This is a genomic window from Geminisphaera colitermitum TAV2 (assembly GCF_000171235.2).
Classification (GTDB): Bacteria; Verrucomicrobiota; Verrucomicrobiia; order Opitutales; family Opitutaceae; genus Geminisphaera; species Geminisphaera colitermitum.
The window spans coordinates 1-22595 of record NZ_ABEA03000072.1 but is presented as its reverse complement, the minus strand read 5'-3'; the positions used below and the strand labels follow the sequence as shown (position 1 = coordinate 22595).

The following is a 22595-nucleotide window of genomic DNA, read 5'->3' as shown; positions in this document are numbered from 1 at the left end:
CTCCGTTATGAGCGGAAGGTGAGGTGCTGAACGTTGGAGTGGGTGGTGAGATTCAATGGGATGGGAGGCGTCGAGGCCTGGTCATTGATACGAATGTTTTCGAGATGGATGTTGTGTATTTGCAGGATGTCGTCACCAGAGCCGACAATTATCCGGGGTGAGGGCGTGTCGGGGCCAGTGTAGCGGATATTTTTGAGGGTGATGCAGCCGTAATAAACGCTGCGTTTGGCAGTCGTGCCGGGCGTGCTGGCAAAATACTTTTGCCACTCCTCACCGGGATTGCAGAGGTTGGCGCAGAAGAGGTCGGGGATGTGGAATGCCCGGGATGTGTCGGGCGGAAAGGGATAGGGATGATTGTCGTCTTCCTGAATATGCGGAGGGAGCGCGTCGGGATGGGCCTCGATGGAAATATCCTCAAAACGGATGTTGGAAACGGTGGTGTCGGGAGACCCCCACCAAACTTGGAGGCCCAAGGCAATGTGGGTGGTGCGGATGATCTGAATGTTTTCGTAAACGACGCGGGAGATGCTGGCGGATTTGTGGCCGGTCCAGACTTCGAGGGCGCGGCCCCAGTCGCACCAGATGACGCAGTCGGTGACACGCATGTCGTGCAGGGGCGTGTTTTCTCCGAGCATGTGCGTGCCGCGGGCAATGATGCCGTCGTCAAAAGAGCGTATGAAACATCTGGATACGCGGATGTGGCTGGAGGAGCAGATGTTGATGCCGTCGGCGTTGTAACGCCATTGGCCGATGATCTTGAGGTTGTTGATGGTGACGTGGCGGCAGCCGTTGCGGATGTTGGTGGACCAAAGGGGGGAGTCGCGGAGGATGATGCCGTCGATGGTGAGGTTGGCGCTGGCGATGGCGGTGATGTTGCCGGTGTAGTTGAGGTTTTCGCGCGGGATGCCGAGGGCGAGTCCGCGGGCGAAGAGTTCGCCGCCGGGTTTCGTCTCGTCGGCCTCCTGTCCGCGGAGGAAGGGGCTGGTATCGAGAATCCCGCGACCGACGATGCGGACGTTGTCGGCGTGTCGGACAAGGATGGCCCCGTAAACAATGGCGCCTTCGGCGATATGAATGGTCTGGCCGGAGCGGGGGAGGATGAGCCCGGCGTGGTGGATACCGGGGCCGAAGTGTAGCAGGTCGGGTGAGTCGGGGGCAGGCAGTTCGTAGTCGGCGGGCGGATTGGCGAAGAGGTGCAGGGCGTGGTGCTGTCCGCCGATCTCGACGGTGAAATGGCGCGGACGGTCGAGCCTGAGCGTGAGGGTGCGGCGGGTACGGTCAACGGCCGGGGAGAGGTTCCACGCGACGGGACGAAGGGCAATGGCGTCGGTGGCAAAGGTGGAGGCGCGGGGGTGGTCGTCGAGAAGGGTAATAATGAGGACGGCGGGAGTAAGGAAATCAGCGTCAAACGTGGCGAACGAGGCGAGTTCCGTCTGGTCGAGCGGACGTTGGTGGCCGGGCCAAACGCGGTTAAAGGGGATGGCGGAGACGCGGGCCTGATGGACGGCGATGCGGCGTCCGTTGACCGTGAGAGAAAAGTGCGTGGAGAGGGCAAGGGGCGCGGGGGCGGCTGCGCCTAATGGAGAATGTGGAATGGAGAATGCAGAATGAGGCGAAGTGTCCGCACCGCAGGCTGTGGCGGTGTCGGCGGTTGTTGTGGTGGAGGTATCGAGGCAGGTGGTCACTGCATCGAGGCTCGTTAAGACAAGGTGTGTTCCGCAACGGGATTGAGTGTCTTTTTTTGGTCAAAACTTGCGTTTTATCAACATTTCAGTTGTCGATCCTATCATGGATGAAGCGTTATTACTTTCTCCTGAAGAATGGCAGGGATGCCATGTGCAGTTGTTTCGTTTGCGGTGGGGACCGCCGACGGATGAGGGGCGCAACATGGAATGCGTGGCGGCGGAGTTGACGGCGTGGCGACTGGAGGCGGGATCGGTGCAGGTGCGATCGCCGCGGGCGTCGTTTACGGCGCGGGCGGGGAACTGGTTGTTTTTGCCCACGGGGTTTCGTCGGCAGGATTTTTCGGCGGATGCGCGGCTGGTGTCATTCGCGTTTCTGGCCTACTGGCCGGACAGCCAGCGTCCGGTTTTCGATTTGCGCCCGGGGTTGCTGCTGGAGGGATCGGCGGAACTCGACGCGGTGGTCGATGGAGTGGCGGCGCGGGAATGGCGGACGAACGCGTCGGCGGAGGAATACGAGTGGCATTTTCGCGGGCGTCGGCGCGATTTCGGCGATGTGCTGGCGATGGACGGCTGGTTTCGCACGTGGCTGGCGGCGGCGACCGGAGTGTGGCGGAGGCATCTGCCGGACTTGGAGACGCCGCGCGATGTGGACCCGCGCGTGGAGGAGGCGCGGGTGTGGCTGGCGGCGCTGCCCATCGGCTCGGCGGTGGTCGATGTGGACGAGGCGGCGCGGGTGGCTGGGTTGAGTGTGGGGCACCTGAACCGCTTGTTTTTGCATCACTATCACCAGACGCTGCACGGGTTTCACGAGCGGCGGCGGTTGCAGTTTGCGCGGCGGGGGTTGCTGGCTCCGGGAGCGCGGATCAAGAACGTGGCGCATGAACTGGGGTTTCGTGACCTGTCGAAATTCTCGTCGTGGTTTCGGCGTCTGGAGCAGATGTCGCCACGCAGTTACCGCAATCGTCTTCGAACAGACTTCGATGGCGAGTGAGCTGCGGGCGAGTTGCAGGCAGAGTCACATCGGGGAAAAACAAAAAGCCCGTTTCCATGGTTGGGAAACGGGCTTTTGGGCAAAAAAATCAGTGGCGCATCCGTAGGGAGTCGAACCCCAAACCTTCTGATCCGTAGTCAGATGCTCTATCCAATTGAGCTACGGATGCGTAAAAAACTGACGAGCCGCAAGAGATAGGTGGCGCTTCGCGGAACTGGCAAGCGCTTTTTCCAACAAAAAATCCCGCCCCCTCCATCGCCGCGTCATCACCGCTTTGCATTTGCCAGAGCGGATTCTTGCGTTTCGCTCCCAAGGAAATGCCCAAAAACACTCGCGCTCCCCGTTCCCTCCTCGTCGCAACCATCGTCTCCCTGTTTTTCCTGCCCGCTTTTTTGTCCGCCCAGATTCGGATCGTGGGGTCGGACATGTTGGGCGGCGGCATCACGAGCGAACTCGCCCGCTTCGCCAAACGCAACGATCTCGACATCCGCGTCAATCTCAAGGGCAGCGAACCCGCCCTCCACTCGCTCAAACGCAACGAAGCCGATCTCGCCGTGATTATCGTCGGTCCGCGCCTCTCCGACGTCGATGCCGATTACATCGTGCGCCCCGCCGCCTATCAGGCCGCGATCATCGTGGTGCGCGACGCTGTGACGCTCACCGAAATCACCTTCGACCAGCTCTCCGGCATCTACAACGAAGGCGCCACCTCCAACTTCCGCCGCTGGGCCGATCTCAACGTCCGCGCCGGCTCCTGGTCGCAGCGCACCATCCAGCCCATTGCGCTCGATCCCCGCAACAGCCTCTCCTTTGAACTCGTGAGATCCGTTGCGTTTGCCGGTGTGCGCACGCTCAAGCCCTCGGTGACGCTCACGGAGACCCCCGCCGCCGCACTCGCCCGGATCAAGGCCGAGGAAAGCGCCATCGCCATCCTTCCGCTGCCGCCGCCTGCAGGCTCCGGCCTCAAAACCCTGCTTGTTTCCCCGCGCCGCGGCGAAACCGCCTACCAGCCCACCCCGGAAAACCTCCACGCCGGCACCTATCCCTTCCGCTTGCGCGTCCAGTTTGTGTTTCGCAAGGACAACGCCGCCCGGCTCCGCTCCGTGCTCCGCGAACTGCTCAGCGAGGACGCCGAAAAGATGTGGAAGGCCGCCGGCTTCACTCCGCTGCCCGCGGCGGCGCGCAACGAACTCGTCTTCGAACTCGAAAACCTCTGACGCATCCCGCCGCGCACCCGGGCGCATACGCCACACCTTGCACGACTCCGACTCCGCTTCCGCCGCCCTGATCCGCACCCGGGCCAGTTTTCAACACGCGCTCCTCGCCTGGTATCACGCCAGCCGCCGCACGCTGCCTTGGCGCGAAGCACCCTCGCTCTACAAAACCGTGGTCAGCGAATTCATGCTTCAGCAAACGCAGGTCAAAACCGTGCTCCCCTACTTCGCGCGCTGGCTGGACGCCTTTCCCGATTTTGCCGCGCTGGCCGCCGCGCCCGAGGAACGCGTGTTGAAGCACTGGGAAGGTCTCGGCTACTACACCCGCGCGCGCAACCTGCACAAACTCGCCCGCGCCCTCGTCGCCCTGCCTGAGATTCCGCGCCGCCCCGACGACTGGCTGGCGTTGCCCGGCATCGGACCCTACACCTCGGCGGCGATCACAAGCATCGCGTTTGGGGAGCCCGTGGCGGTCGTTGACGGCAACGTCGTGCGCATCCTCACCCGGCTCACGGCGGACGGCACCCCGTTTCGAGACAGCGCCACGGCGTCCAAACACTTTGTCCCGCTCGCCAACGCGATCGTCAACCCCGCCCACCCCGGCGACCACAACCAAGCCATGATGGAACTGGGCGCCACCATGTGCCACCGGCAAAACCCCCTCTGCACCGTGTGCCCGGTGATTCGTTTTTGCGCGGCCCGCCGCGAGGGCGATCCAGAGACTTACCCGCGGCTCGCCGCCAAAGTCATCACGGCCATCAACGTCGTGCGCGCCTGGTGCGTGCGTGACGGACGCCTGTTGCTCCACCGCGCCGCCGCTGGTTCCCGCCGCTTGGCCAACATGCACGAACTGCCCTCCGCCGAACACCTCGGCCTCACCCCGGAACAACTCGCCGCCGCCGGTCCCTTGCTCGCCAAAAAAAAGCGTGGCATCACCCGCTATGCGATCACTGAGAATATCCACGCATTGCCCCCCCCCCCCCCCCCCCTGCCCGACGGACTGTTGTGGGTGCCGCTGGCCGATCTCGAAACCGTGACGCTTTCCGGCCCGCACCGCCGCTGGGTGAACGAACTCGTCCGGGTCTCGGATACCTCTCTAAATCTTAAGTGATGTGATGCCCGGAGCGGCGGTTTTCAGCCTCACTTGCCGAAACGTTGTTTTAGCAAGATCAACGTTCGTTCGCGCGACGTGCGGATGTCATCCGGTGTCACGCGTGGACTCAATTCGAGCGTCAGGCGATGATGCGGCTGCCAGAACTGGCTGATCATCTCGAAATCGATCCGCCCCGTTCCGATCGGCTGATGATCTCGACCGCTGACATCCACATCATGCAAATGGAACCCCAGCAACTGGCTGGCGTTTTTTTCCAAGTGCTTCTTGTGGTTGATCAAGCCAAGACTCTGCTTGATATCCGCATGACCCGTATCGTGCCAGTAACCGCACGGGGACGGCTGCTCCAGTATGGCGAACAACGAGCCAAAATCGTCGTCCACCGGCAATTCCTCGAATTTTTCCCGGTTTTCGCATCCGATGCGGATGCCCTTTTCCAGTGCGTAGGCGCGCACCTCGTTGAGACTCTTGATGACCTGTTTCCAGTAGGGCCCCATCCTGAGGCGCAACTTCTCGCAGGATTTCTTGAGCAGCGCCTGATAACGCTTGCTCGTCTCCACATCCGTGGTGGGCGATGAGCGCAAAAACGCCTTGAGCCGGCGCGATGGTTGCAACCACCAAAACCGCACGCTGCCCAAGTGGGCCACCATGACCGACGCGCCCACCTGCGAGGCAAAGTCGATGGAACGCATCGTGTAGCGCAGCCATTGGTCGAGTTCCCGTTTATCCTGCGAGGACGGCTCGAAGAGGTTGGGTGCGGCCTGCGACACGCTCGTGGGCAGAGGGCAGAAATTATGCGTTGAGGCGACCTTGACCAAGCCCTGTTCCACCGCCCGCAGGATGCCCGGCACGAGCAGCAGCCGGATGCCGTGGCTGAGCTCGATGTGCGAGAAGCCCAAGTCCACCATCTCCTTCACCATCGAGTAACCATCGCTATGACGAAACGAGTTCCAGCAGGTAGAGAGGGCGAGGGTGGGTTTCACGAAATAAAAGCGAATCTATGCTCAGCGCATTTCAAATGGCGCAACGCAAAAAAAGCACTCTCAAGGAGTGCTTTGGATGATCAGGCATTTACCTGCGGCAATTATTCTGCATAGCGGCGGCGCAGCATCTGGGTGAAGGCCTGGACCTTGTCCTTGCGGCGGCGGCGTTCACAGGGTTTTTCGAAGTAGCGTTTTGCACGCACGTCTTTGATGACGTTTTCGCGTTCGAGCTTCTTTTTCAGGCGACGGAGCGCGCGATCAACCGGCTCGTTTTTGCGGATTTTGATTTCGATGGGCATTGTTGAGAGAGATGCGGGTGTGGCTGGTAAAAGTGGAAAAGGTCTAAGCAGGCATTTGCCCGCGCCCGCGTCAACGGCAATTTTGTTCCCTTGCCGGAGAGCGGGTTTCCTGACCCGCCGATGGCGCGAAACGCCGCCTTTCCGGATGGGCGCGGCTGCGGCCGCGTCTGGCGGGTCAGGAGACCCGCCCTCCGGTGTTTTTCGCCCGCACGAGCAGCAGGGCGCGGTCGTCGTCGCGGGGGGCAAGGGTGCAGAATTGGCGCAGGTGGCGGTCCACGCGCTTCAATATTTCGCCGAGCGGGAGTCCGGAGCAGCGTGCAAAGGCTTCCACCAGCCGCTCGCGGCCAAACTCTTCGCCGGAGACGTTGCAGGCTTCGTTGACGCCGTCCGTGTAGAGCGCCACGAGGTCGCCGGGGCCGAGCACCACGCGGCCTTCAACGAGGGTGGCGTCGAAGAGTTCCGCCGGGGCCATGCCGAGCGCGAGGCCGCCTTCATCCAGTAGTTCGGGTTGCTCGTGCCCGGCACGCATCAGGATCGCGGGTTCGTGCCCGGCGCGGGCGTAGCGGAGTTCGAGAGTGTCTAGGTCGATGATGCCGTAAAAGAGGGTGATGAACATGCGCGGGGGCATGTCGGGCTGGAGGGCGCGGTTGACTTGGTGGAGCACGGCGGCGGGCGACAACTGGCCTTGCGCGCATTGGCGCAGGAGGGCGCGGCAGGCGGCCATCATGAGGGCCGCGGGCGCGCCTTTGCCAGAGACGTCCGCAATGACGACGCCGCAGTGCGCGGGATCGACAGGGATGACGTCGTAGTAGTCGCCGCCGAGGTGGCGCGAGGGTTGCGAGAGGGCGTTGACTTCGACGTGGGCAAACTCGGGAAACACGTTCGGCAGGAGGTGTTGTTGCACGTCGCGGGCGAGGGTGAGTTCGCGTTCGCGGGTCTCGCGTTCGCGGTCTTCGGCGGCCTTGCGCGCGGTGATGTCGGTGATGACGCCTTCGTGGTGCGTGACGCGGCCGTGGGCATCGACGCGCACGATGGTGTGGTCGTCCACCCAGCGGAGGCTGCCGTCGCGGCATTGCACGCGGTACTCCTGCGTGTATTCGCGGTCGCCGTGCACGGCGTGGGCTTCGACTTCGGCGTTCACGCGTTCGCGGTCTTCGATGTAGGTGATGTCGCGGAAGGTGAGCTTGCGCGCCGCGAAGTCTTCGGCGGCGTAGCCAAACTGGTGGATGCTTTGGGAGACGAATTCCACGGGCCAGCCGGGTTCGGCTTTCCAGAGGACGACGACGGAGGGGGAGCGGTTGATGATGCGCGCCATCTCTTCGAGGCGGGCGAGGGCGGCGCGCAGTTCGTCCTGCGCCTGACGGCGGAGGCTGATGTCGCGGGCGACGCCAAAGTAGGCGCGGCGTCCGTCGCGGTCGTTGTAGGCGGAGCCGGTGGTGGCGTGCCAGATCCAGCGGCCGTCTTTGTGGCGCACGCGGTACTCGATGGGGGCGTGGCTGGTGCCGTCGCGGATGGTTTCCGCAATGAAGGTCTGGCAGCGGGGGCGGTCTTTGGGATGGATGATTTCGGCGAAGCGGTGGCCGGTGACTTCTTCGACGGTGTAGCCGAGTTTGGCGGTGATGGCCTGGGAGATGAATTTGACGCGGCCTTCGGGGGTGAGCGCGTAGAGGATTTCGCTGGCGGTTTCGAGGTAGGTGCGCCAGCGGGCTTCGGTGCGCTTGAGTTCGTCCTCGGTGCGGCGGCGCGCGGTGATGTCCTCCAGCATGGCGAAGTGGTGGGTGACGCGGCCTTCGGTGTCGCGCAGGACGACGACGGTGAGGATGGTCCACACGATGGCGCCGTCGGAGTGGATGTAGCGTTTTTCGAGGGTGAACTGGTCGCGTTTGCCGGAGTAGATTTCCCGGGTGAGTTCTTCCTGGCGGGCCCAGTCGTCGGGGTGGGTGGCGCGGTGGACGTTCTCGATGTCGAGGGCTTGTTTTTCGTTGAGGCCGATGATCTGGCAGAAGCGTTGGTTGACGTGGTTGGCACCGGGTGTGCCGTCGGGGTTGATGGAGCGCCAGCTCAGGCCCATGGGCGAGTGATCAAAGAGGAGGCGCAGTTCCTGGGTGCGGGTGGCGAGTTCCTGCTCGGCTTTGACGAGGCGGGAGACGTCGGTGCGCAGGGCGAGGTAGCCGGCGGGTTTGCCGTCTGGGCCGGGCAGGGGGAGGATCGTGGACTGGACCCAGTAGGGGTGGCCGTCCTTGGCGCGGTTGCAGATGGCACCGCGCCAGATGCGGCCGGTGGTGATGGTTTGCCAGAGGTGGGCGTAAAAGGAAGCGGGATGGACGCCGGATTTGAGGATGCGGTGGTTCTGGCCGATGAGTTCTTCCCAGGAATAGCCGGAGATTTCGCAGAAGCGTTTGTTGGCGTAGCGGATGGTGCCGGCGGTGTCGGTCACGGCCATGATGGCGTGTTCATCGATGGCGTGGCGCAGCCATTGCCACCAGTCGCCTTGGACGCCGGGTAGCGGTGGTGCGGTGGGAGATAGTGGGTGGTGCGGCATGGGTGAAGCGGGAGTGCGGCTGGAGGATGGCTGGAGGATGGCGGGAGGATGGCGGGAGGATGTAAGGTAAGGGGCTAAAATGAACGGGGATTGCGAGGGAAGTCCATGCGGGAGTGTGCGAGGGGCCGCTTCCACGCAAGGCCGTGCGGGGGAGGGGGGGCTGGTGATTGAGCGTTTGTATTGCCTTGCGGCGGGCGGTGGGACTTTTTGGGCGGCGTGACTCTCATCGACCGCCACGTGCTTCGCGAATGGTTCTCGATCCTCGGCATCGTCCTGGCGGCGACCGTGGGGCTGCTGCTGATGCAGACGGCTTACAGCGATCTGGACAATCTGATCGAGGCGGGCGCGAGCGGGAGCGATTTGCTCTACTATTTCACGGTCAAGATTCCGGGGTTTTTTGCCACGGTGTTCCCCATCGTGCTGCTGGTGTCGTTGCTCTATGCGCTGGGGCGTCTGCACTACACCAACGAGATTACGGCGATGCGCGCGGCGGGTTTGGGGTTTGCGCGGATCACGCGCGGCATCTGGGTGTCGGGGGTGTTGTTCTGCGGTCTGGTCTGGTTGCTCAACGCGACGGTGGTGCCGTGGTCGGTGGAGGAGAGCCGGGTGGCTTACGATAGCATGAGGTTCCGGCGTCAGGCGGCGCAGGAAAAGGCGGAACGGGTGGGGTTGCGTTTCAATGTGTCGTTTCACAACCAGCGCGAGGGGCGGATGTGGTTTATGAATCGTTACAGCGAATTCACGCGCCACGGCTACGGGGTGTCGGTGGTGGAGATGGACCCGCAGGGGCGCGAGACGACGCGCTTGCTGGCGGCGGAGGCGTGGTTTGACCGGTCGGCGGAGGGGGGGGGGGGGCATGGGAATTTCGGCGCGGGCGGGAAATCACGCTCGATCCGGGCCACGAGGGCGGTGTCACCAAGAACATGCCGTTCATGCGGTTGCAACGGGCGGGCTGGGACGACGATCCGGAGTTGATGACGGTTTTTACGCTCAAGCCGGATGATCTTTCGGTTTTCCAGTTGCGGCGCGTGCTGGATGTTTACCGGGAGGAGTCGCATCCCAAGGTCAACTTGTATGCCATGCGTTACTACGGTTTGCAGGCGGAGGCGTTGAGTCCGCTGATCATCATGTTGATCGCGGTGCCGTTCGCGATGTCGGGCGTGCGGGTCAACCCGGCGGTGGGCGTGACGAAGTCGATCGGGTTGTTCGTGCTGTATTTCGTGATTTTGAAGGTCGCCACGGCCTTGGGCGCGCGCGACGTGTTGCCGCCGCTGTGGGCCGCGGTTCTGCCCAACTTCGTGCTCTGCGCCATCGGACTGGGCGCACTGGCCAGGATGCGGTGAACGGGAGAATGAAGGCGTAACATGAACTTGGATACACACGACGTCACGACCGCGCTCCAGCGCATCAGTTCGCTCGGGGCGCGCGCCACCGATCCGCACGAGACCATGACGGCCATCCTGGGCATTCTGGTTGATTTTTTCGAGGCGTCGGCGGGCACGATCTCCCTGCTCAATCCCGACACTGGCAAACTCGAAATCGACGTCCATCACGGCATGCCGGCGGACATCAACGATGTGGTTCTCCGGCTCGGCCAGGGCATCACGGGCTGGGTGGCGTTTCATGGACGTCCGCAACTGGTGCCTGATGTGCGTGCCGATCCGCGTTACATCCCGGTGCGTCCCGAAGTGCGCAGCGAGATGACCGCGCCCTTTGTGCAGGAAAGCGGCCAGGTGCTGGGCGTCATCAACCTCGACAGCGACACTCTCAACGCCTTCACCCCCGCGCATCTCGACACGCTGGTGGCGCTGGCGGACGAGGCCACGCATGTCCTGATCCGCGTCTGGCAACTCGCTCACTTGCGGGGCAAGGCCCGTCAGCTCGAAGCCCTCGTAGCCGCCGGGCAGGCGCTCGTCACCAAGCTGGAGCCGCAGGAATTGCACGACACGATCACGCGCGACGCCCGCAAAATTCTCGGCGCCCGCGCCAGCGCGCTTTACCTGCACTATCCGGCGCGCGGTGTGATCGTGCTGGCGTCGTCCACGGGCGACGAGGCGACGCCCGCGACCGCGGCGGAGTTGCCGGCGGATTCGTGCCTGGTGTCGGCGGTGTTGCACACGCGCAAGCACGTCGAATTCGCCAACATCCAGTCGCCGGAATTTCTCGATGTGGTGGACCTGCCGCGCGACACCGCCCTGCGCTCGATGCTGGCCGTGCCCATGTTCTACGAGCAGGAGATCGTGGGCGTGCTCGCCGTATTCACCGACCAGATACACCGGTTCAACAACGACGAGAAGCGTCTGCTCGGGGCCTTCGGCAGTCTGGCGGCGGTGTCGTTGCAAAATTCGCGTCTCTACTCGCGCGTGTTTCAGAGCGAGGAGTCGCTGCGCAAAAACGAACAGCTCACCACGCTCGGCCTGCTGGCGGCGGAGATTGCGCATGAGATCCGCAATCCGCTCACCGTCATCAAACTCCTCTTCGGTTACCTCGGTCTGGATTTCCCCGAGGGCGACCCGCGGCGGACCGACGTGCGCGTCATCGGCGAAAAGCTCGACCAGCTCGAAGCCATTGTTTCTCGCGTGCTCACTCTGGCCAAGGCGCCGACGAGCCTGCATTCGCGCTGGAACCTCGCCGAGATCATCGAGGACACGATCGTCCTCATCCGCCTCAAACTCGCCCAGTGTAAAATCCACCTGCGTCTGGAACTGCCGCCGCGTCCGCTTTGGGTGGACGTGAACAAGGGCCAGATCCAGCAGGTATTGCTCAACCTTCTGCTCAACTCCACGCAGGCGATGCCCGATGGCGGCATGATTACGCTGTCCGTGGCCGTTTCCACGATGCCGCCGGGCACGGGCGAGAAAGGGGGAGGGGAGGGGGGGGCGGCCTGCGCGGTGGTGGACGTGAGCGACACGGGCCGCGGCATACCGGGGCACATCAGCGAGAAGATTTTCGAATCGTTCCTGTCCACGCGACCCGACGGCACGGGGTTGGGCCTTTCCATTGCGAAGCGCATCCTGCTCAGCCACCACGGCGACATCAGCCTGCACCAAACCGGCCCCTCCGGCACGACGATCCGCATGCGCCTGCCACTCTCCACCGGCTAAACGGGAGAGATGGTTTGACTGATGTTACACGGATTTCCTCGGCGTGCCAAAAGAGCTTCTCCACTTTGCCACTCCTTTTGGCCAAGTCTTGCATCGTGGGAGGATATGGACAGCTTGTGAAACCTTATGAAAACACTCGCCGTTGAATTACCCGAACCGATGGTCAGGGCGCTTGACCGGGCCGTTTTGGAGGGTGGTTTTCGTGATGAACAAGAACTGGCCCGCGAGGCCTTGCGCGATTATCTGGCGCATTCGCGCTTCGCGTTGTTGGAGCGCCATCAACTTGAAGACATTCGGGCCGCCGCCCGCGAGGCGGGTATTGAGTCGTGAGCCGCCACGTGACCGACACCGGCCCTTTGCTGCATTTTGGCGAAGCAGACCTTTGGGACTTGCTGGCCGCATCGGGAACCATTGCAAGCACCCCTTGCGTGGTTGCCGAATGGCGGAGCAAAAACGCGCCAATGGCTGCCCTGCCGGCTTGGTTGCATGAAGAGGCTCCGTCTGCTGAAACACAGACGGTGGCGCGCGGCTGGGTTCAGGCAGGGTTGCTTCACGCAGGCGAAGCGGAATCACTGGCCCACGCCAAGGCAACCCATGCGGATGTGTTTCTCACCGACGATACCGCGGCCCGTGAAATGGCACGAAGCCTGAACGTAAACGTGCGAGGCTCTCTGGGGATTATCCTGATGCTGGCCGCGAAAAAGCGCCTCAACCATGAACAAGCCTCCGTCGCGCTGGATCAATTGTGGCGTGACTCCACCCTCTGGCTGTCTCCGCATGTGCGCGACGAGGCGGCAACCTTGCTGGCAAAGATATTTGCCGGCTGAGCGGAGTTCCTGCTCTGGCGGCTATTTCCCGGCAACTCCGGGCTGGGCCTGTTCGATCAGCGTGACCTTGCCGTCGGTAAACGTGATGCGGCAGAGCTCTTCGCTCCGCTCCGCATACACCGGGCGTTCATCGGGGGTGTAAATCACCCGCTGGCCGCCATGCCCGTCGGGCACCCAGTCGCGTCGATACCCGACGAACGCCATGCCTTGGAACTCCTGCCACGACGTGATGTAGATCCAGACCACGCTGCTGCCCGCCTCGGTCGTGAGTTCCTGTTTGTGATGCGGTTCGCCGAGCGCGATGTAAACCATGTCTTCGGTGTCGCCAATGGCGGCCTGTTTTGCCTTCAGGCGCTCCTGTGTGGCGGCGTCGAGCGACTGAAACACCGCCTGCTTCTCCCGGCTGCGGCTGTCAAATGTGCTGCATCCGGAAACGAAAAAAAGGCCGGCGAGGAGAAGAAAAAAAGGGAAACGACAAAAAATCATAGGGAAAAGAAGCAGGGGTTTTGATGGTTGGAAATACGGCAGGACATAGAGTTACGTTTTCCGACGAAGGACAATCAAAAGATTTTTGAGAAAAAAGTGGCGAGATGATTTGTGCATCAAGGAAAGCTGACTATCTCTCTTCTCAACCCGCGATACCGATTGTGTCCGAACGTGAGGGACGCGAGGACACGCAAAGCAAGTCGGTTTCGCAAGGGTTGAGGGAAAGGCCAGGAGAAATCCTGGCCTTTTTCGTGTCCGGATTTTTCGGGATGTTTGAAGGGCGGGTTTTGCACGCGCGCTTGACCGCCCCGACCTGCTCCGCAAGTCCTCTGCTTACACATGTTGCACGGCCACTTTGACCTGCCGATCTGGTTCGACCTGCTGGCGACTTTCGCCTTTGCGCTCACCGGGGCTCTTGCCGCGATTCGCCGGCACTACGACATCGTGGGCATTTTTGCGCTTTCGTTGATCTGCGGCATCGGTGGCGGCCTGATCCGCGACGGCATTTTTATCTCCACCGGTCCCCCGGCTCTCGTCACCGACGCCCGTTACATCGAGACCGTGGCCTTGGCCTGTCTCATCGGCATCCTGCTCGCGCCGCGTGTGCAACGCTTCAACAACATCATCCTCGTGGCCGACGCGCTCGGGCTGGGAACCTACGCCGTCTTCGGCACGCAAAAAGCCCTCGGCGCCGGCATTGCCTGGCCCGCGGCCTTGCTCGTGGGCGTGATCAACGCCGCGGGCGGCGGCATCCTGCGCGACGTGCTTTCGCGCGAGGAACCCATGGTGTTCAAGCCCGGCGAGTTTTACGTGCTCGTTGCGCTGGCCGGCGCGGTCACATTTCTTGGAGTCGGCACGCTGACCGGTCTCTCCGCCACCACCGCCGCCGTGATCGGCATCGGCATGACCTTTAGCCTCCGCATGGCCGGCCTGTGGTTTAACTGGAAAACCACCGCGCCCGTCCGCACCTTTCCGCCGCCGCCACCGCCAACTCCGAACCCCAAACCCTAGGCCCTGAACTCTAAGCTCAAAACCATGTACGAATTCCCTCTCACCGGTGCGCAACGCACCCAGCTTCGCGGCCTCGGCCAGATGCTCGAACCCGCGATCAAACTCGGCAAAGGCGGACTCTCGCCCGCCTTCTTCGCCGAACTACAAAAGCACCTCGACCACCAGGAGCTGGTAAAACTGCGCTTTGCCGCCACCGCCGAACGCGACGAGCGCGCCGCGCTTTGCGAACAAATCGCCGACGAAGGCCGCTGCGTGTGCGTTGGCGCGGTCGGGCGCACCGCGCTCTTTTATCGCCAGCAGGCGAATCCCGAACGCCGCGTGGTTGCGCTCCGGCGGCAGCCGCACGCGCAGTCACACGAACAGCCGGACGCGTAGTTAATTAAAAATTACACGCGTACCCTGAATTACGTTACGAACGTTGCGAACCGTGAAAAAAACTCCGCTCCACGATTTCGGCTGGGACGCCGTCTGGGCCGCCGCTTTCGAGCCTCATGCCGCCGCCGGCCTTGAGCCCGCGCGCGTGGTCGTGGAGTTGCGCCGCCACTATTACGCCGTGCAGACGGCGGACGCCGAACTTTTGGGCGAATGCACCGGACGCTTTCATCATCAGGCGAACACGGCGGTTGATTACCCGGCGGTCGGCGACTGGGTGGCCGTCCTGCGCCAGCCCGACGGACGCCGTGCGCACATCCATGCGCTGCTCCCGCGCCGCTCCGCCTTCTCGCGTCGCGCCGCCGGAGACGAAGAGGTCGAGCAGCTTATCGCGGCCAACATCGACACCGTGTTTCTCGTCAGCGGACTCGACCGCAACCACAACCCCGCACGCATCCAGCGCTTCCTCGTCGCAGCCCGCGAGAGCGGCGCCGAGCCCGTGGTTGTGCTCAACAAAAGCGATCTCCTCTCCGACCCGCGCGCCGCCGACGCCGTGCGCCGCGAGATCGAACAACTCGTGCCCGGCGTCACCGTGCTCGTCACCAGCATCGAGACGCGCAAAGGCCTGCGCATCCTCCAACGCTACGCCAAGCCCGGACGCACGCTGGCTTTTGTTGGTTCATCGGGCGTCGGCAAATCCTCCCTCATCAACGCCCTCGCCTGCGACGATGGCAACGACGACGACTCCGCCCTGCCTACCGCCGAAGTGCGCGAGAAAGACAGCAAGGGCCGCCACACCACCACGCGCCGCGAACTTGTCGTGTCGCGCTCTGGCGCCCTCGTCATCGACACCCCCGGAATGCGCGAACTCCAACTCTGGGACGCGGACGACGGCGTGGAGGAGGCCTTTGCCGACATCGCCGCGCTGGCCGTGCGGTGCAAGTTTGGCCGTTGCCATCATCGCAACGAACCCGGCTGCGCCGTTCGCGCCGCCGTCGAGTCGGGCGCGCTCGCGGCGGAGCGGCTGGAGTCATATCGCAAGCTCAAGGCCGAGCAGGTCGCGGCGCGCGCGCGCCAGAAAATAAAAACCGCAAAACCCTCCGCCCTCGCCAGCAAGCCCGGCTGGCGACGTCGCGCTCTCGAAGGCGACCGCCCCGCCCGCGGTCGCCGCGACTGGACCGAGGAGACCTGAGCGTTGCCGTGTTTGGAGTGGCGCGGGCGTCCCGCCCGCTGTAGGGGCGTCGCTTGCGACGCCCGCGCCAGCCGGACGGATTTACCGAATACCAGAAGAGCAGTCGCAGGCCGAAACGTAGTCGCGGGCTTCGCAAGCGAAGCCCCTACAACGGAGTGGCGCGGGCGTCCCGCCCGCAATCCAATCTGTTCTGAAGCGGGCGGGACGCCCGCGCCACGCGTTTACGACGCATTTACGGCGTGCGAATCCACATTCGCCGTCGCGCATTGCGACCTTCGGGACGCTTGCGTTCGCCGGGCTCCGAATACGCATGTCGCCGGTAACCGCCGCGCTCCGGGTCCTCGGCACACGCGATCTGGTAATCCTGCATGCGCTGAAAAATCGAGAGAAGTTGCCCAGGGTCCGAGTAGGTATCGAGGCCCGCGCGTTCGAGGACGAGAAGCAGTTCGTGCGTCGCCTCAAGCGTGGAGAGACAACCCTCCTGCGGCTGTTGTTTTATCACAAAACGGCTCGGCGCGGTCGGCGTGAACATGATGCGTGGCAGACGTTGCAGGCTGGGGCTGAGACGGAGCATTTTGCGTGCGCAGGCCCAGGTCGCGTCGAGCAGGAGCACCACCAGCCGCCGCCCGTCGCGTGCGAGCGTGCCGGGGGTGAGCGCGGTTTGCGGCAGCGACAGGTTGATCGCCTCCGCCCCCGGATACAGCAGCACGGTGTGGTTGCCCGGATCGTGAATGAGCGCCTGCACCTCCTCGTGTTCGTCGAAGGCGATGCCCATGTGGATGACGCTGTCGGGCAGACACAGATGCGTGAGGCGTCCGGTGCCGGCTTTTTCGCGTTTCCATTCCTTCGGATGCATGAGGAACACGAAGTGCGTGCGCGTCGGCATGGGCCGGATCGTGGGACACCAGCAAAGCGACTGGGGCCAGAAGCAACGGTAACAGGTTTCGCGGCTCACGATGTGTGGTCCCGTGTTGCGCGGTGCGCGGCCAGCCAGGCGAGCGCGCCGGCCTCGTCGCCAAACGCGCCGTCGAGCTGGGCTTCGTAGGCCGCGTCGAGCACCGGCTTGAAATCCGGCCCCGGACGCTCGCCCGCGGCGATGAGATGCCGGCCGAGCAGGATGGGGCGCGGCGTCGCGTCCACGATGGCGAGTTCGCCCGCCCGCGTGTGTAGTTGGTTAATCAATACAAGAGATTCGGGCGACTTGCGCGGCGGGCGTCCTTCGCTGTCGCCCGTCATGATGAGGCACAAATCCTCAATCGTGGCCGGGGCGAGACGACGGGCGAGACGGCGGATTTGTGAATCGGAGTATCCCCCCCCCCCCCCCTTCCCGCCGTGGTGATGCACGAGGTGATTGGCCACGATGGGCGTGATGAACGGCGCATGGTCCAGCGGCGCGCCGATGCGCGTCAGAAACGCCTCGGCCACCGGCACGCCTGCGGATTCATGTCCGGGGCTCGTCCAGCGTTCCGCACCCGCGCGCACGGCGCGGACGGTCGTGGCGGGTTTTCCAAAATCGTGCGCCAGCATCGCCAGCATGAGCAGGCGGCGGCGGGGGGGGGGGAGGGTCTGCCAGGCGGGCAGGGCGGCAAGAGCGTCGCAACAAAACGCGGTGTGCGCAAACACGTCGCCCTCCGGATGCCAGTCGGGTTCCTGCGGACAACCGCGCAGCGCGGCGATTTCAGGGAAATGCACGAGCCAGCCCGACTCCTCAAGCACGGCGAGACCACGCGCGGGTTTCGGGGATTTCTCGGCCCACTTTTGCCATTCGCCCCACACGCGTTCCTTTGGCAGTTCGGTGAATGTAGTGGAAATCGCACGACAGAGCGCGGCGGTCTCCGGCGCCAGCGTGAGGTCGAAGCGCCCGGCGAATTGAAACGCCCGCAGCACCCGCAACGGGTCCTCCACGAACGCGGCGCTTGTGTGCCGGAGCACGCCGGCCCGCAGGTCGCGCACGCCGCCGTGCGGGTCGATGAGCCCGCCGCCTCCTTCCCTCCTCCCCCCCCCCCCGCCCGCGTCGGCGAAGGGATCCCAGGCGATGGCGTTGATCGTAAAATCGCGTCGCGCCGCCGCCTCGGCGTCGGTCAACCCCGGCTCCGGCTCCACGGCAAACCCCCGATGCCCCGCCCCTGTTTTCGACTCCCGGCGCGGCAGGCTGAAATCGTATTCCTCGCCGTCGAGCCGCAGCTTGATGACGCCAAAACTGCGCCCCACCACGTCCGTCGCGCCAAAAGGCGACAACGCGCGGTGCAGCGTGGCAAAATCCACTCCGCACACCTCCACGTCGAAATCCTTGGCCACGAGCCCGAGCAACGCATCCCGCACGCATCCTCCGACCAGCCGCGGGCGCGCTCCCGGCACGCGCCGCAAAGCCTGCAAAACTGCGAGCAGCGGCGGCGGCAGTTCGATGCGAAAACCGGAAAGATCAGACACGGAATGAACGGGAAGAGACATTTTGGAATGGATGCGGATTACTGCTGTTTTCGTATCGTGAGGCCCGCCGCCCACAACCAGCCAGCAATGAAGCACACTCCGCCAAGCGGCGTGACCGGCCACAGCCAGCGCGGACCGCCCAGCGCGAACACGTAGATCGACCCGGAGAACAGCACCACGCCAGCCAGCCAGCACAGCGCCGGCCCTCGCCACGGGTTGCCCCCCCCCGCCGCGTCTCTGTTTTCACCCGATACGACCCAGACCATGACGACGTGCAGCAAATGGTAAAAAACCGCGGTTTGCCACGCATTCGGATTGGCGGAGGCGGCGAGCGTATCGCGCAGAGCGTGGGCACCCAGTGCGCCCAAAACGACACCGGCGGCACCCAGCAAGGCGGAGGAAAAACGGATGATTTTCATGATGAAAAAACGGACGGCGGAAGGGCGGATTCGGAGATAAACTGGACGCTAATCAGCCACGCATAACGGGTATCAGGCCGGATACTTCCTGCCTTGCAATTACAGAGCTAAAATAATCTTTTCCAACCCATGCCGCCGCAAGGCGGCATGACCAACAAACCATAAACAAACCAACAACATGAAAAAAACTGTGATCATGATTGCGGCGCTCGTAACCGGAGCCTCCGCATTCGCGCAAGTTCAACAAGCACCGGCCAAGGCCGTCGAGTTCACCTTCGACGCCACGGTCGTCAACGAATACATCTGGCGCGGTCAGGAGCAGGCCGACTGGACCTTCCATCCCTCGCTCAAGGCCACCTACGGCAACGCCTACGTTGGCGTGTGGTCCGCGTTCCCGTTCGAAGAGAGCGGCCCGGCCAAGGACTGGACCGAGTTCGACTTCTTCGGCGGCTACAAGTATTCCTTGAACGACTCCTGGACCCTCGACGCCGGCGTCACCGCCTACGTGTTCACGGATTACAATCCGGGCAACCCGAACTCGATCGAGCCCTACATCGGCATCGCCGGCACCTTCCATGTCGGTGAGCGCGTGGGCGACGTGAGCACCAGCTTCTACGTGTTCCACAACTTCGAGTACAATGCCACGACCCTCCAGGGCAGCGTCGGTTACAGCGTTCCGATCACGCAGATCGGCACTTCGCTCGACTTCTCGGCCACCCTCGGCTGGGTCTCCGGCAACTCGAATCTCAGCGAGACTCCCGCCCCCGGCGTGAGCGACTACTTCTACTGGAGCATCGGTGCCGCCATTCCCTACAAGATCTCTGATCGTGCGGTCGTGACCCTCGGCGTCAGCTACAACGACGTTAGCAAACGCGCCATCAACGACAGCGCCGACATCATCGGCTCCGCCAGCCTCACCATTGGCTTCTAGGCCGTGGCGAAGAGCCTGACCTGATCCCGATGCATTTGCGAGCCGCCTTCCTCTCACGGGGAAGGCGGCTTTATCGTAAGATTTGGGGGCATGTCACAAAAAAACGAAAACCGGGATTGACACCCGTCAGACCAAAACTAGCCATAGCCCCTTTTCTACACATGAAAACCTTCCTCGCCAAAAAAGAGACGGTTCAGCCCAAGTGGCATCTTATCGATGCCGAGGGCGAGGTGCTCGGTCGTCTCGCGGTGAAAGCCGCCAACCTCCTTCGCGGCCGTCATAAGGCTTCCTACACGCCCAACGTGGACACCGGCGACTACGTCGTCGTCATCAACGCCGACAAAGTCGCCCTCACCGGCGTCAAGGAAGAGAAGAACAAGTATATGTTCTTTTCCGGTTTCGTTGGCGGTGAGAGCTACCGCACCCTCCAGCAGATGCGCGAGCATCGTCCTGAATTCCTTATCGAGCACGCCGTCAAGGGCATGCTTCCCAAGAACAAACTCGCCCGCACCATGCTGACCAAGCTGCGTGTCTTTGGCGGTCCCAACCACACCCACGAGGCGCAAAACCCCGTCAAGATTTCCGTCCGCTAATCGAACCCATGAGCGCAGAAACCACCGTTTTTATCGGCACCGGCCGTCGCAAGACCGCCGTCGCCCGCGTCCGCATCACTGAAGGCACCGGCAAGCTCATCGCCAACGGTCGCGACTTTGACAGCTACTTCTCGCACGAGAATTTTTCCAAGCAGGCCTACAAGCCCCTCCTCACCGTGGAGCTGAAGGACAAACTCGACGTCACGGCCAACGTGGACGGCGGCGGTGTCGCCGGTCAGGCCGGCGCCGTGGCGCACGGCATCGCCCGCGCCCTGCAAAAGATGAACCCTGAGCTCCGCGCCCCGCTCAAGGCCGCCGGACACCTCAAGCGCGATCCTCGCGCCAAGGAACGCAAAAAGCCCGGTCAGCCCGGCGCCCGCAAGCGCTTCCAGTTCTCCAAGCGCTAAGCCCAGTCCGCGCAACGGAACGAGCCTGTTTTCGCAGGCTCGTGTGCCTGCCACCGGTTTCAGCCTTCGTTTTCACAAAGCCGCCTTCGTTCACCGCGAAGGCGGCTTTTTCTTGGAGTGCCTATTTTGGAGGGCGGGTCTCCCGACCCGCCAGACGCGGCGCAGCCGCGCCATCCGGAATGGCGGCGCTTTGCGCCGTCGGCGGGTCAGGAGACCCGCCCTCCAGTGTCTTGCCCTCCGATAGCGGCGGTGTAGTTGGCCTCGGCCTGGCTCCAATTGAGCACGGCCCAGAAGGCTTTGGTATAGTCGGCGCGGCGGTTCTGATAATCGAGGTAGTAGGCGTGTTCCCACACATCGAGGCCGATGACGGGACGGGCGCCGAGGCTGAGCGGCGAGTCTTGGTTGGCGGTCGAGATGATGGCAAGCCGGCCATCCTGCCAGACCAGCCAGGCCCAGCCGCTGCCAAAACACGACGCGGCGGCCTGATTGAACCCGGCGATGAAGGCATCGAGGCTGCCGAAGGTCTCCACGATGGCGGTGCGCAAGGCGCCATGCGCATGGCCGGGGGATGGAGACGAGGCGGTGAGGAGGGGCCAGAAAAACGAGTGGTTGGCGTGGCCGCCGACGTTGTTGCGCACCGCTGTGCGGATTTCCTCCGGGATGGAGTCAAGGTTCTGGAGCAGTTGCGCCGCGGAGAGCGAGAGGAGTTGCGGATGCGATTTAAGGGCGGTGTTGGCGTTGGTGATGTAAGCCTGGTGGTGCTTTCCGTGGTGGATGCTCATCGTGCGCGCACCAATGGAGGGTTCCAGTGCATCGGGCGCAAAGGGCAGCGGCGGCAGGACGAAGGGCTGGGTGAGCGTCGTTGCATCACCCGTGGACGGAGCCCCCCACTTGTGAGGATCGATGGCGGCGGGGCTGGAAGGCGCCTTGGCATCGGGGGCGGCGGCGAGCCGCGACAGGCCGCCCACCGAACTGGCGGCGAGGAGAGTGGCGCCCAAGGTTTTGAGGGCACTGCGACGGGACATCCGTTGGGCGGTATTGGGAGACATGCGGGCAATGATATCTGCAAACGGCATCCAGACAATGGTCAGGAGGAGAAACGATGTTCTGGACCTTTATTTGCAATAATTGCGATGGGTGAAGCTGGCTGGGTTGTAGTCCTGCTTCACTGCACCAACCGCAGCGTCAGCGGGTAGCGGAACAGTTGTCCGTCGCCCGCCTTTACCGCCGCAAAGATGGCGCATACCAGGGAGCCGATCACGAGGACTGCATGCAGGGAGATTACGGGGAAAAATAAAACGAACGAGAGGAAGAACGACAGGACGGCCACCGGTATCAAGAGGAGCGCATAGATCACCAGGGAAATGTGAAAATTGAGCACCTCCTTCGCGTGTGCGGCCACAACGGGAAATTCGGTTTTTTTCACCAGGTACACGATCAGCGGCAAAATCAAACCCACGCCGAGCAGACCCGATACATGACACAGGATGGCGAGGAGCTTGTCATTGCTCTCCAGCAGGGGCGGAGGCAACGGCGGTGGTGGAGTCACTAATGGCGGCAGGGCAGGGGAGGAGGGAGGGAGGTGAGGCGACGGTGTCATGTTGCTTGAAAGTGAAAAACCAGACGGCCGCGAAAGGCGAATCCAGAGTGACGCGTGATCGGGAAGAGGGGGGCGCGTGCAGTGGCCTCGGGAGGCCGTGGCTCGACAAGTCGCGTGTGGCTGTGCACGTTCTCCCTTTCCTGCTCATGACCGCGCCCGCCGTCCAACGCTCCACCACGACCACTGCCGCTGCTTTCGCCACGGTTTTTGCGCGGCTCAAACCGCGCATGGCCCGGCTCGACGCTTTCCTGCGTGAACAACTCGTCGCGTTCGAGCCGGAGATTCGCGACATGGCGGACTACTGCATCGACACCTCGGGCAAACGCATCCGCCCGGCGCTGGTGTTTCTCGCCGGCTGGGCTGGCGACGATGAATGCGGGGGGGGGGGGGGGGGGGGG

24 protein-coding genes, 1 tRNA gene and 1 pseudogene are annotated in these 22595 nt (G+C 63.2%); 15 read left to right on the top strand and 11 right to left on the bottom strand.

The window, feature by feature from the left end; genetic code table 11:
* Window positions 1-5 precede the first annotated feature (5 nt).
* Complete coding sequence (locus OBACDRAFT_RS07735) at window positions 6-1685, bottom strand: glycosyl hydrolase family 28 protein (protein ID WP_232766806.1); 1680 nt, start codon at window positions 1683-1685, stop codon at window positions 6-8.
* A gap of 103 nt (window positions 1686-1788) precedes the next feature.
* Here OBACDRAFT_RS07735 and OBACDRAFT_RS07730 point away from each other — a divergent pair, with 103 nt between their 5' ends.
* Window positions 1789-2676, top strand: coding sequence for a helix-turn-helix domain-containing protein (locus tag OBACDRAFT_RS07730; protein WP_043584402.1), 888 nt, complete (start codon window positions 1789-1791; stop codon window positions 2674-2676).
* A 92-nt stretch (window positions 2677-2768) separates the two neighbouring features.
* Here the strand turns inward: OBACDRAFT_RS07730 and OBACDRAFT_RS07725 are convergent.
* A tRNA-Arg gene (locus OBACDRAFT_RS07725) sits at window positions 2769-2845 on the bottom strand.
* 148 nt (window positions 2846-2993) lie between these two features.
* Between OBACDRAFT_RS07725 and OBACDRAFT_RS07720 the strand changes: the two genes are divergently transcribed.
* Together OBACDRAFT_RS07720 and OBACDRAFT_RS07715 are read left to right on the top strand one after the other, a co-directional pair.
* Window positions 2994-3893, top strand: a complete 900-nt coding sequence (locus OBACDRAFT_RS07720) for a PstS family phosphate ABC transporter substrate-binding protein (RefSeq protein ID WP_157836951.1) — start codon at window positions 2994-2996, stop codon at window positions 3891-3893.
* A 37-nt stretch (window positions 3894-3930) separates the two neighbouring features.
* Window positions 3931-5001 (top strand): A/G-specific adenine glycosylase, encoded by a 1071-nt coding sequence (locus tag OBACDRAFT_RS07715; RefSeq protein WP_043584400.1) that lies wholly within the window; start codon window positions 3931-3933, stop codon window positions 4999-5001.
* A 29-nt stretch (window positions 5002-5030) separates the two neighbouring features.
* Here OBACDRAFT_RS07715 and OBACDRAFT_RS07710 read toward each other — a convergent pair whose 3' ends face one another.
* The 3 genes from OBACDRAFT_RS07710 to OBACDRAFT_RS07700 form a co-directional block, all read right to left on the bottom strand.
* Window positions 5031-5984 carry a sugar phosphate isomerase/epimerase family protein gene (locus OBACDRAFT_RS07710; RefSeq protein WP_232766803.1) on the bottom strand — a complete coding sequence of 318 codons (954 nt, stop codon included), beginning with the start codon at window positions 5982-5984 and terminating at the stop codon, window positions 5031-5033.
* A gap of 101 nt (window positions 5985-6085) precedes the next feature.
* Complete coding sequence (gene rpsU, locus OBACDRAFT_RS07705) at window positions 6086-6283, bottom strand: 30S ribosomal protein S21 (protein WP_043584396.1); 198 nt, start codon at window positions 6281-6283, stop codon at window positions 6086-6088.
* Window positions 6284-6458: 175 nt separating this feature from the next.
* Entirely contained in the window at window positions 6459-8825 is a 2367-nt protein-coding gene (locus OBACDRAFT_RS07700; RefSeq protein WP_043584394.1) for a PAS domain S-box protein, read from the bottom strand.
* Between the two features lie 216 nt (window positions 8826-9041).
* Between OBACDRAFT_RS07700 and OBACDRAFT_RS30625 the strand changes: the two genes are divergently transcribed.
* From OBACDRAFT_RS30625 to OBACDRAFT_RS07680, 5 genes are all read left to right on the top strand, one after another.
* Entirely contained in the window at window positions 9042-9800 is a 759-nt protein-coding gene (locus tag OBACDRAFT_RS30625; RefSeq protein ID WP_269799061.1) for an LptF/LptG family permease, read from the top strand.
* The gene (locus tag OBACDRAFT_RS30620; protein ID WP_269799062.1) at window positions 9707-10168 is read left to right on the top strand and encodes an LptF/LptG family permease; all 462 of its coding nucleotides are present in this window, start codon (window positions 9707-9709) and stop codon (window positions 10166-10168) included. Before OBACDRAFT_RS30625 ends, OBACDRAFT_RS30620 begins: the two co-directional genes overlap by 94 nt.
* A 21-nt stretch (window positions 10169-10189) precedes the next feature.
* Window positions 10190-11929: a GAF domain-containing protein gene (locus OBACDRAFT_RS07690; RefSeq protein WP_043584392.1), complete on the top strand. Its 1740-nt coding sequence runs from the start codon at window positions 10190-10192 to the stop codon at window positions 11927-11929.
* Window positions 11930-12055: 126 nt separating this feature from the next.
* Complete coding sequence (locus OBACDRAFT_RS07685; RefSeq protein WP_043584390.1) at window positions 12056-12259, top strand: ribbon-helix-helix domain-containing protein; 204 nt, start codon at window positions 12056-12058, stop codon at window positions 12257-12259.
* An 8-nt stretch (window positions 12260-12267) separates the two neighbouring features.
* Window positions 12268-12756, top strand: a complete 489-nt coding sequence (locus OBACDRAFT_RS07680) for a PIN domain-containing protein (RefSeq protein WP_157836950.1) — start codon at window positions 12268-12270, stop codon at window positions 12754-12756.
* 21 nt (window positions 12757-12777) lie between these two features.
* Here OBACDRAFT_RS07680 and OBACDRAFT_RS07675 read toward each other — a convergent pair whose 3' ends face one another.
* The gene (locus tag OBACDRAFT_RS07675) at window positions 12778-13242 is read right to left on the bottom strand and encodes a hypothetical protein (protein ID WP_043584387.1); all 465 of its coding nucleotides are present in this window, start codon (window positions 13240-13242) and stop codon (window positions 12778-12780) included.
* A gap of 339 nt (window positions 13243-13581) precedes the next feature.
* Here OBACDRAFT_RS07675 and OBACDRAFT_RS07670 point away from each other — a divergent pair, with 339 nt between their 5' ends.
* From OBACDRAFT_RS07670 to rsgA, 3 genes are read left to right on the top strand one after another with little or no spacing between them, the layout of a single operon-like run.
* Window positions 13582-14253, top strand: a complete 672-nt coding sequence (locus tag OBACDRAFT_RS07670) for a trimeric intracellular cation channel family protein (RefSeq protein ID WP_052361433.1) — start codon at window positions 13582-13584, stop codon at window positions 14251-14253.
* Window positions 14254-14277: 24 nt separating this feature from the next.
* Entirely contained in the window at window positions 14278-14628 is a 351-nt protein-coding gene (locus OBACDRAFT_RS07665; RefSeq protein ID WP_052361430.1) for a YhbY family RNA-binding protein, read from the top strand.
* Window positions 14629-14680: 52 nt separating this feature from the next.
* Window positions 14681-15817, top strand: coding sequence for a ribosome small subunit-dependent GTPase A (gene rsgA, locus OBACDRAFT_RS07660; RefSeq protein WP_043584416.1), 1137 nt, complete (start codon window positions 14681-14683; stop codon window positions 15815-15817).
* Window positions 15818-16049: 232 nt separating this feature from the next.
* Here rsgA and OBACDRAFT_RS07655 read toward each other — a convergent pair whose 3' ends face one another.
* From OBACDRAFT_RS07655 to OBACDRAFT_RS07645, 3 genes are read right to left on the bottom strand one after another with little or no spacing between them, the layout of a single operon-like run.
* Window positions 16050-16772, bottom strand: coding sequence for a tRNA-uridine aminocarboxypropyltransferase (locus OBACDRAFT_RS07655; protein WP_043584385.1), 723 nt, complete (start codon window positions 16770-16772; stop codon window positions 16050-16052).
* Window positions 16769-18268, bottom strand: a complete 1500-nt coding sequence (locus tag OBACDRAFT_RS07650) for a CCA tRNA nucleotidyltransferase (protein WP_052361428.1) — start codon at window positions 18266-18268, stop codon at window positions 16769-16771. The genes OBACDRAFT_RS07655 and OBACDRAFT_RS07650 overlap by 4 nt, the downstream gene beginning before the upstream one ends.
* 17 nt (window positions 18269-18285) lie before the next feature.
* Window positions 18286-18666 (bottom strand): DUF423 domain-containing protein, encoded by a 381-nt coding sequence (locus OBACDRAFT_RS07645; protein ID WP_043584383.1) that lies wholly within the window; start codon window positions 18664-18666, stop codon window positions 18286-18288.
* Window positions 18667-18844: 178 nt separating this feature from the next.
* On the opposite strand from OBACDRAFT_RS07645, the gene OBACDRAFT_RS07640 reads away from it, so the two are divergent.
* The 3 genes from OBACDRAFT_RS07640 (at window position 18845) to rpsI (ending at window position 20597) form a co-directional block, all read left to right on the top strand.
* A complete protein-coding gene (locus OBACDRAFT_RS07640; protein WP_043584381.1) occupies window positions 18845-19597 on the top strand; it encodes a TorF family putative porin in 753 nt (250 codons plus the stop codon).
* 161 nt (window positions 19598-19758) lie between these two features.
* Window positions 19759-20190, top strand: a complete 432-nt coding sequence (gene rplM / locus OBACDRAFT_RS07635) for a 50S ribosomal protein L13 (RefSeq protein ID WP_043584379.1) — start codon at window positions 19759-19761, stop codon at window positions 20188-20190.
* Between the two features lie 8 nt (window positions 20191-20198).
* Complete coding sequence (gene rpsI / locus OBACDRAFT_RS07630) at window positions 20199-20597, top strand: 30S ribosomal protein S9 (RefSeq protein ID WP_043584377.1); 399 nt, start codon at window positions 20199-20201, stop codon at window positions 20595-20597.
* Window positions 20598-20803: 206 nt separating this feature from the next.
* Here rpsI and OBACDRAFT_RS07625 read toward each other — a convergent pair whose 3' ends face one another.
* On the bottom strand, window positions 20804-21622 hold the full coding sequence (locus tag OBACDRAFT_RS07625) for a superoxide dismutase (protein WP_198529861.1): 819 nt from the start codon (window positions 21620-21622) through the stop codon (window positions 20804-20806).
* Window positions 21623-21762: 140 nt separating this feature from the next.
* Entirely contained in the window at window positions 21763-22146 is a 384-nt protein-coding gene (locus tag OBACDRAFT_RS07620) for a DUF4870 domain-containing protein (protein ID WP_198529859.1), read from the bottom strand.
* 197 nt (window positions 22147-22343) lie between these two features.
* Here OBACDRAFT_RS07620 and OBACDRAFT_RS26325 point away from each other — a divergent pair.
* A pseudogene (locus OBACDRAFT_RS26325) lies at window positions 22344-22595 on the top strand (hypothetical protein); the annotation flags it as partial.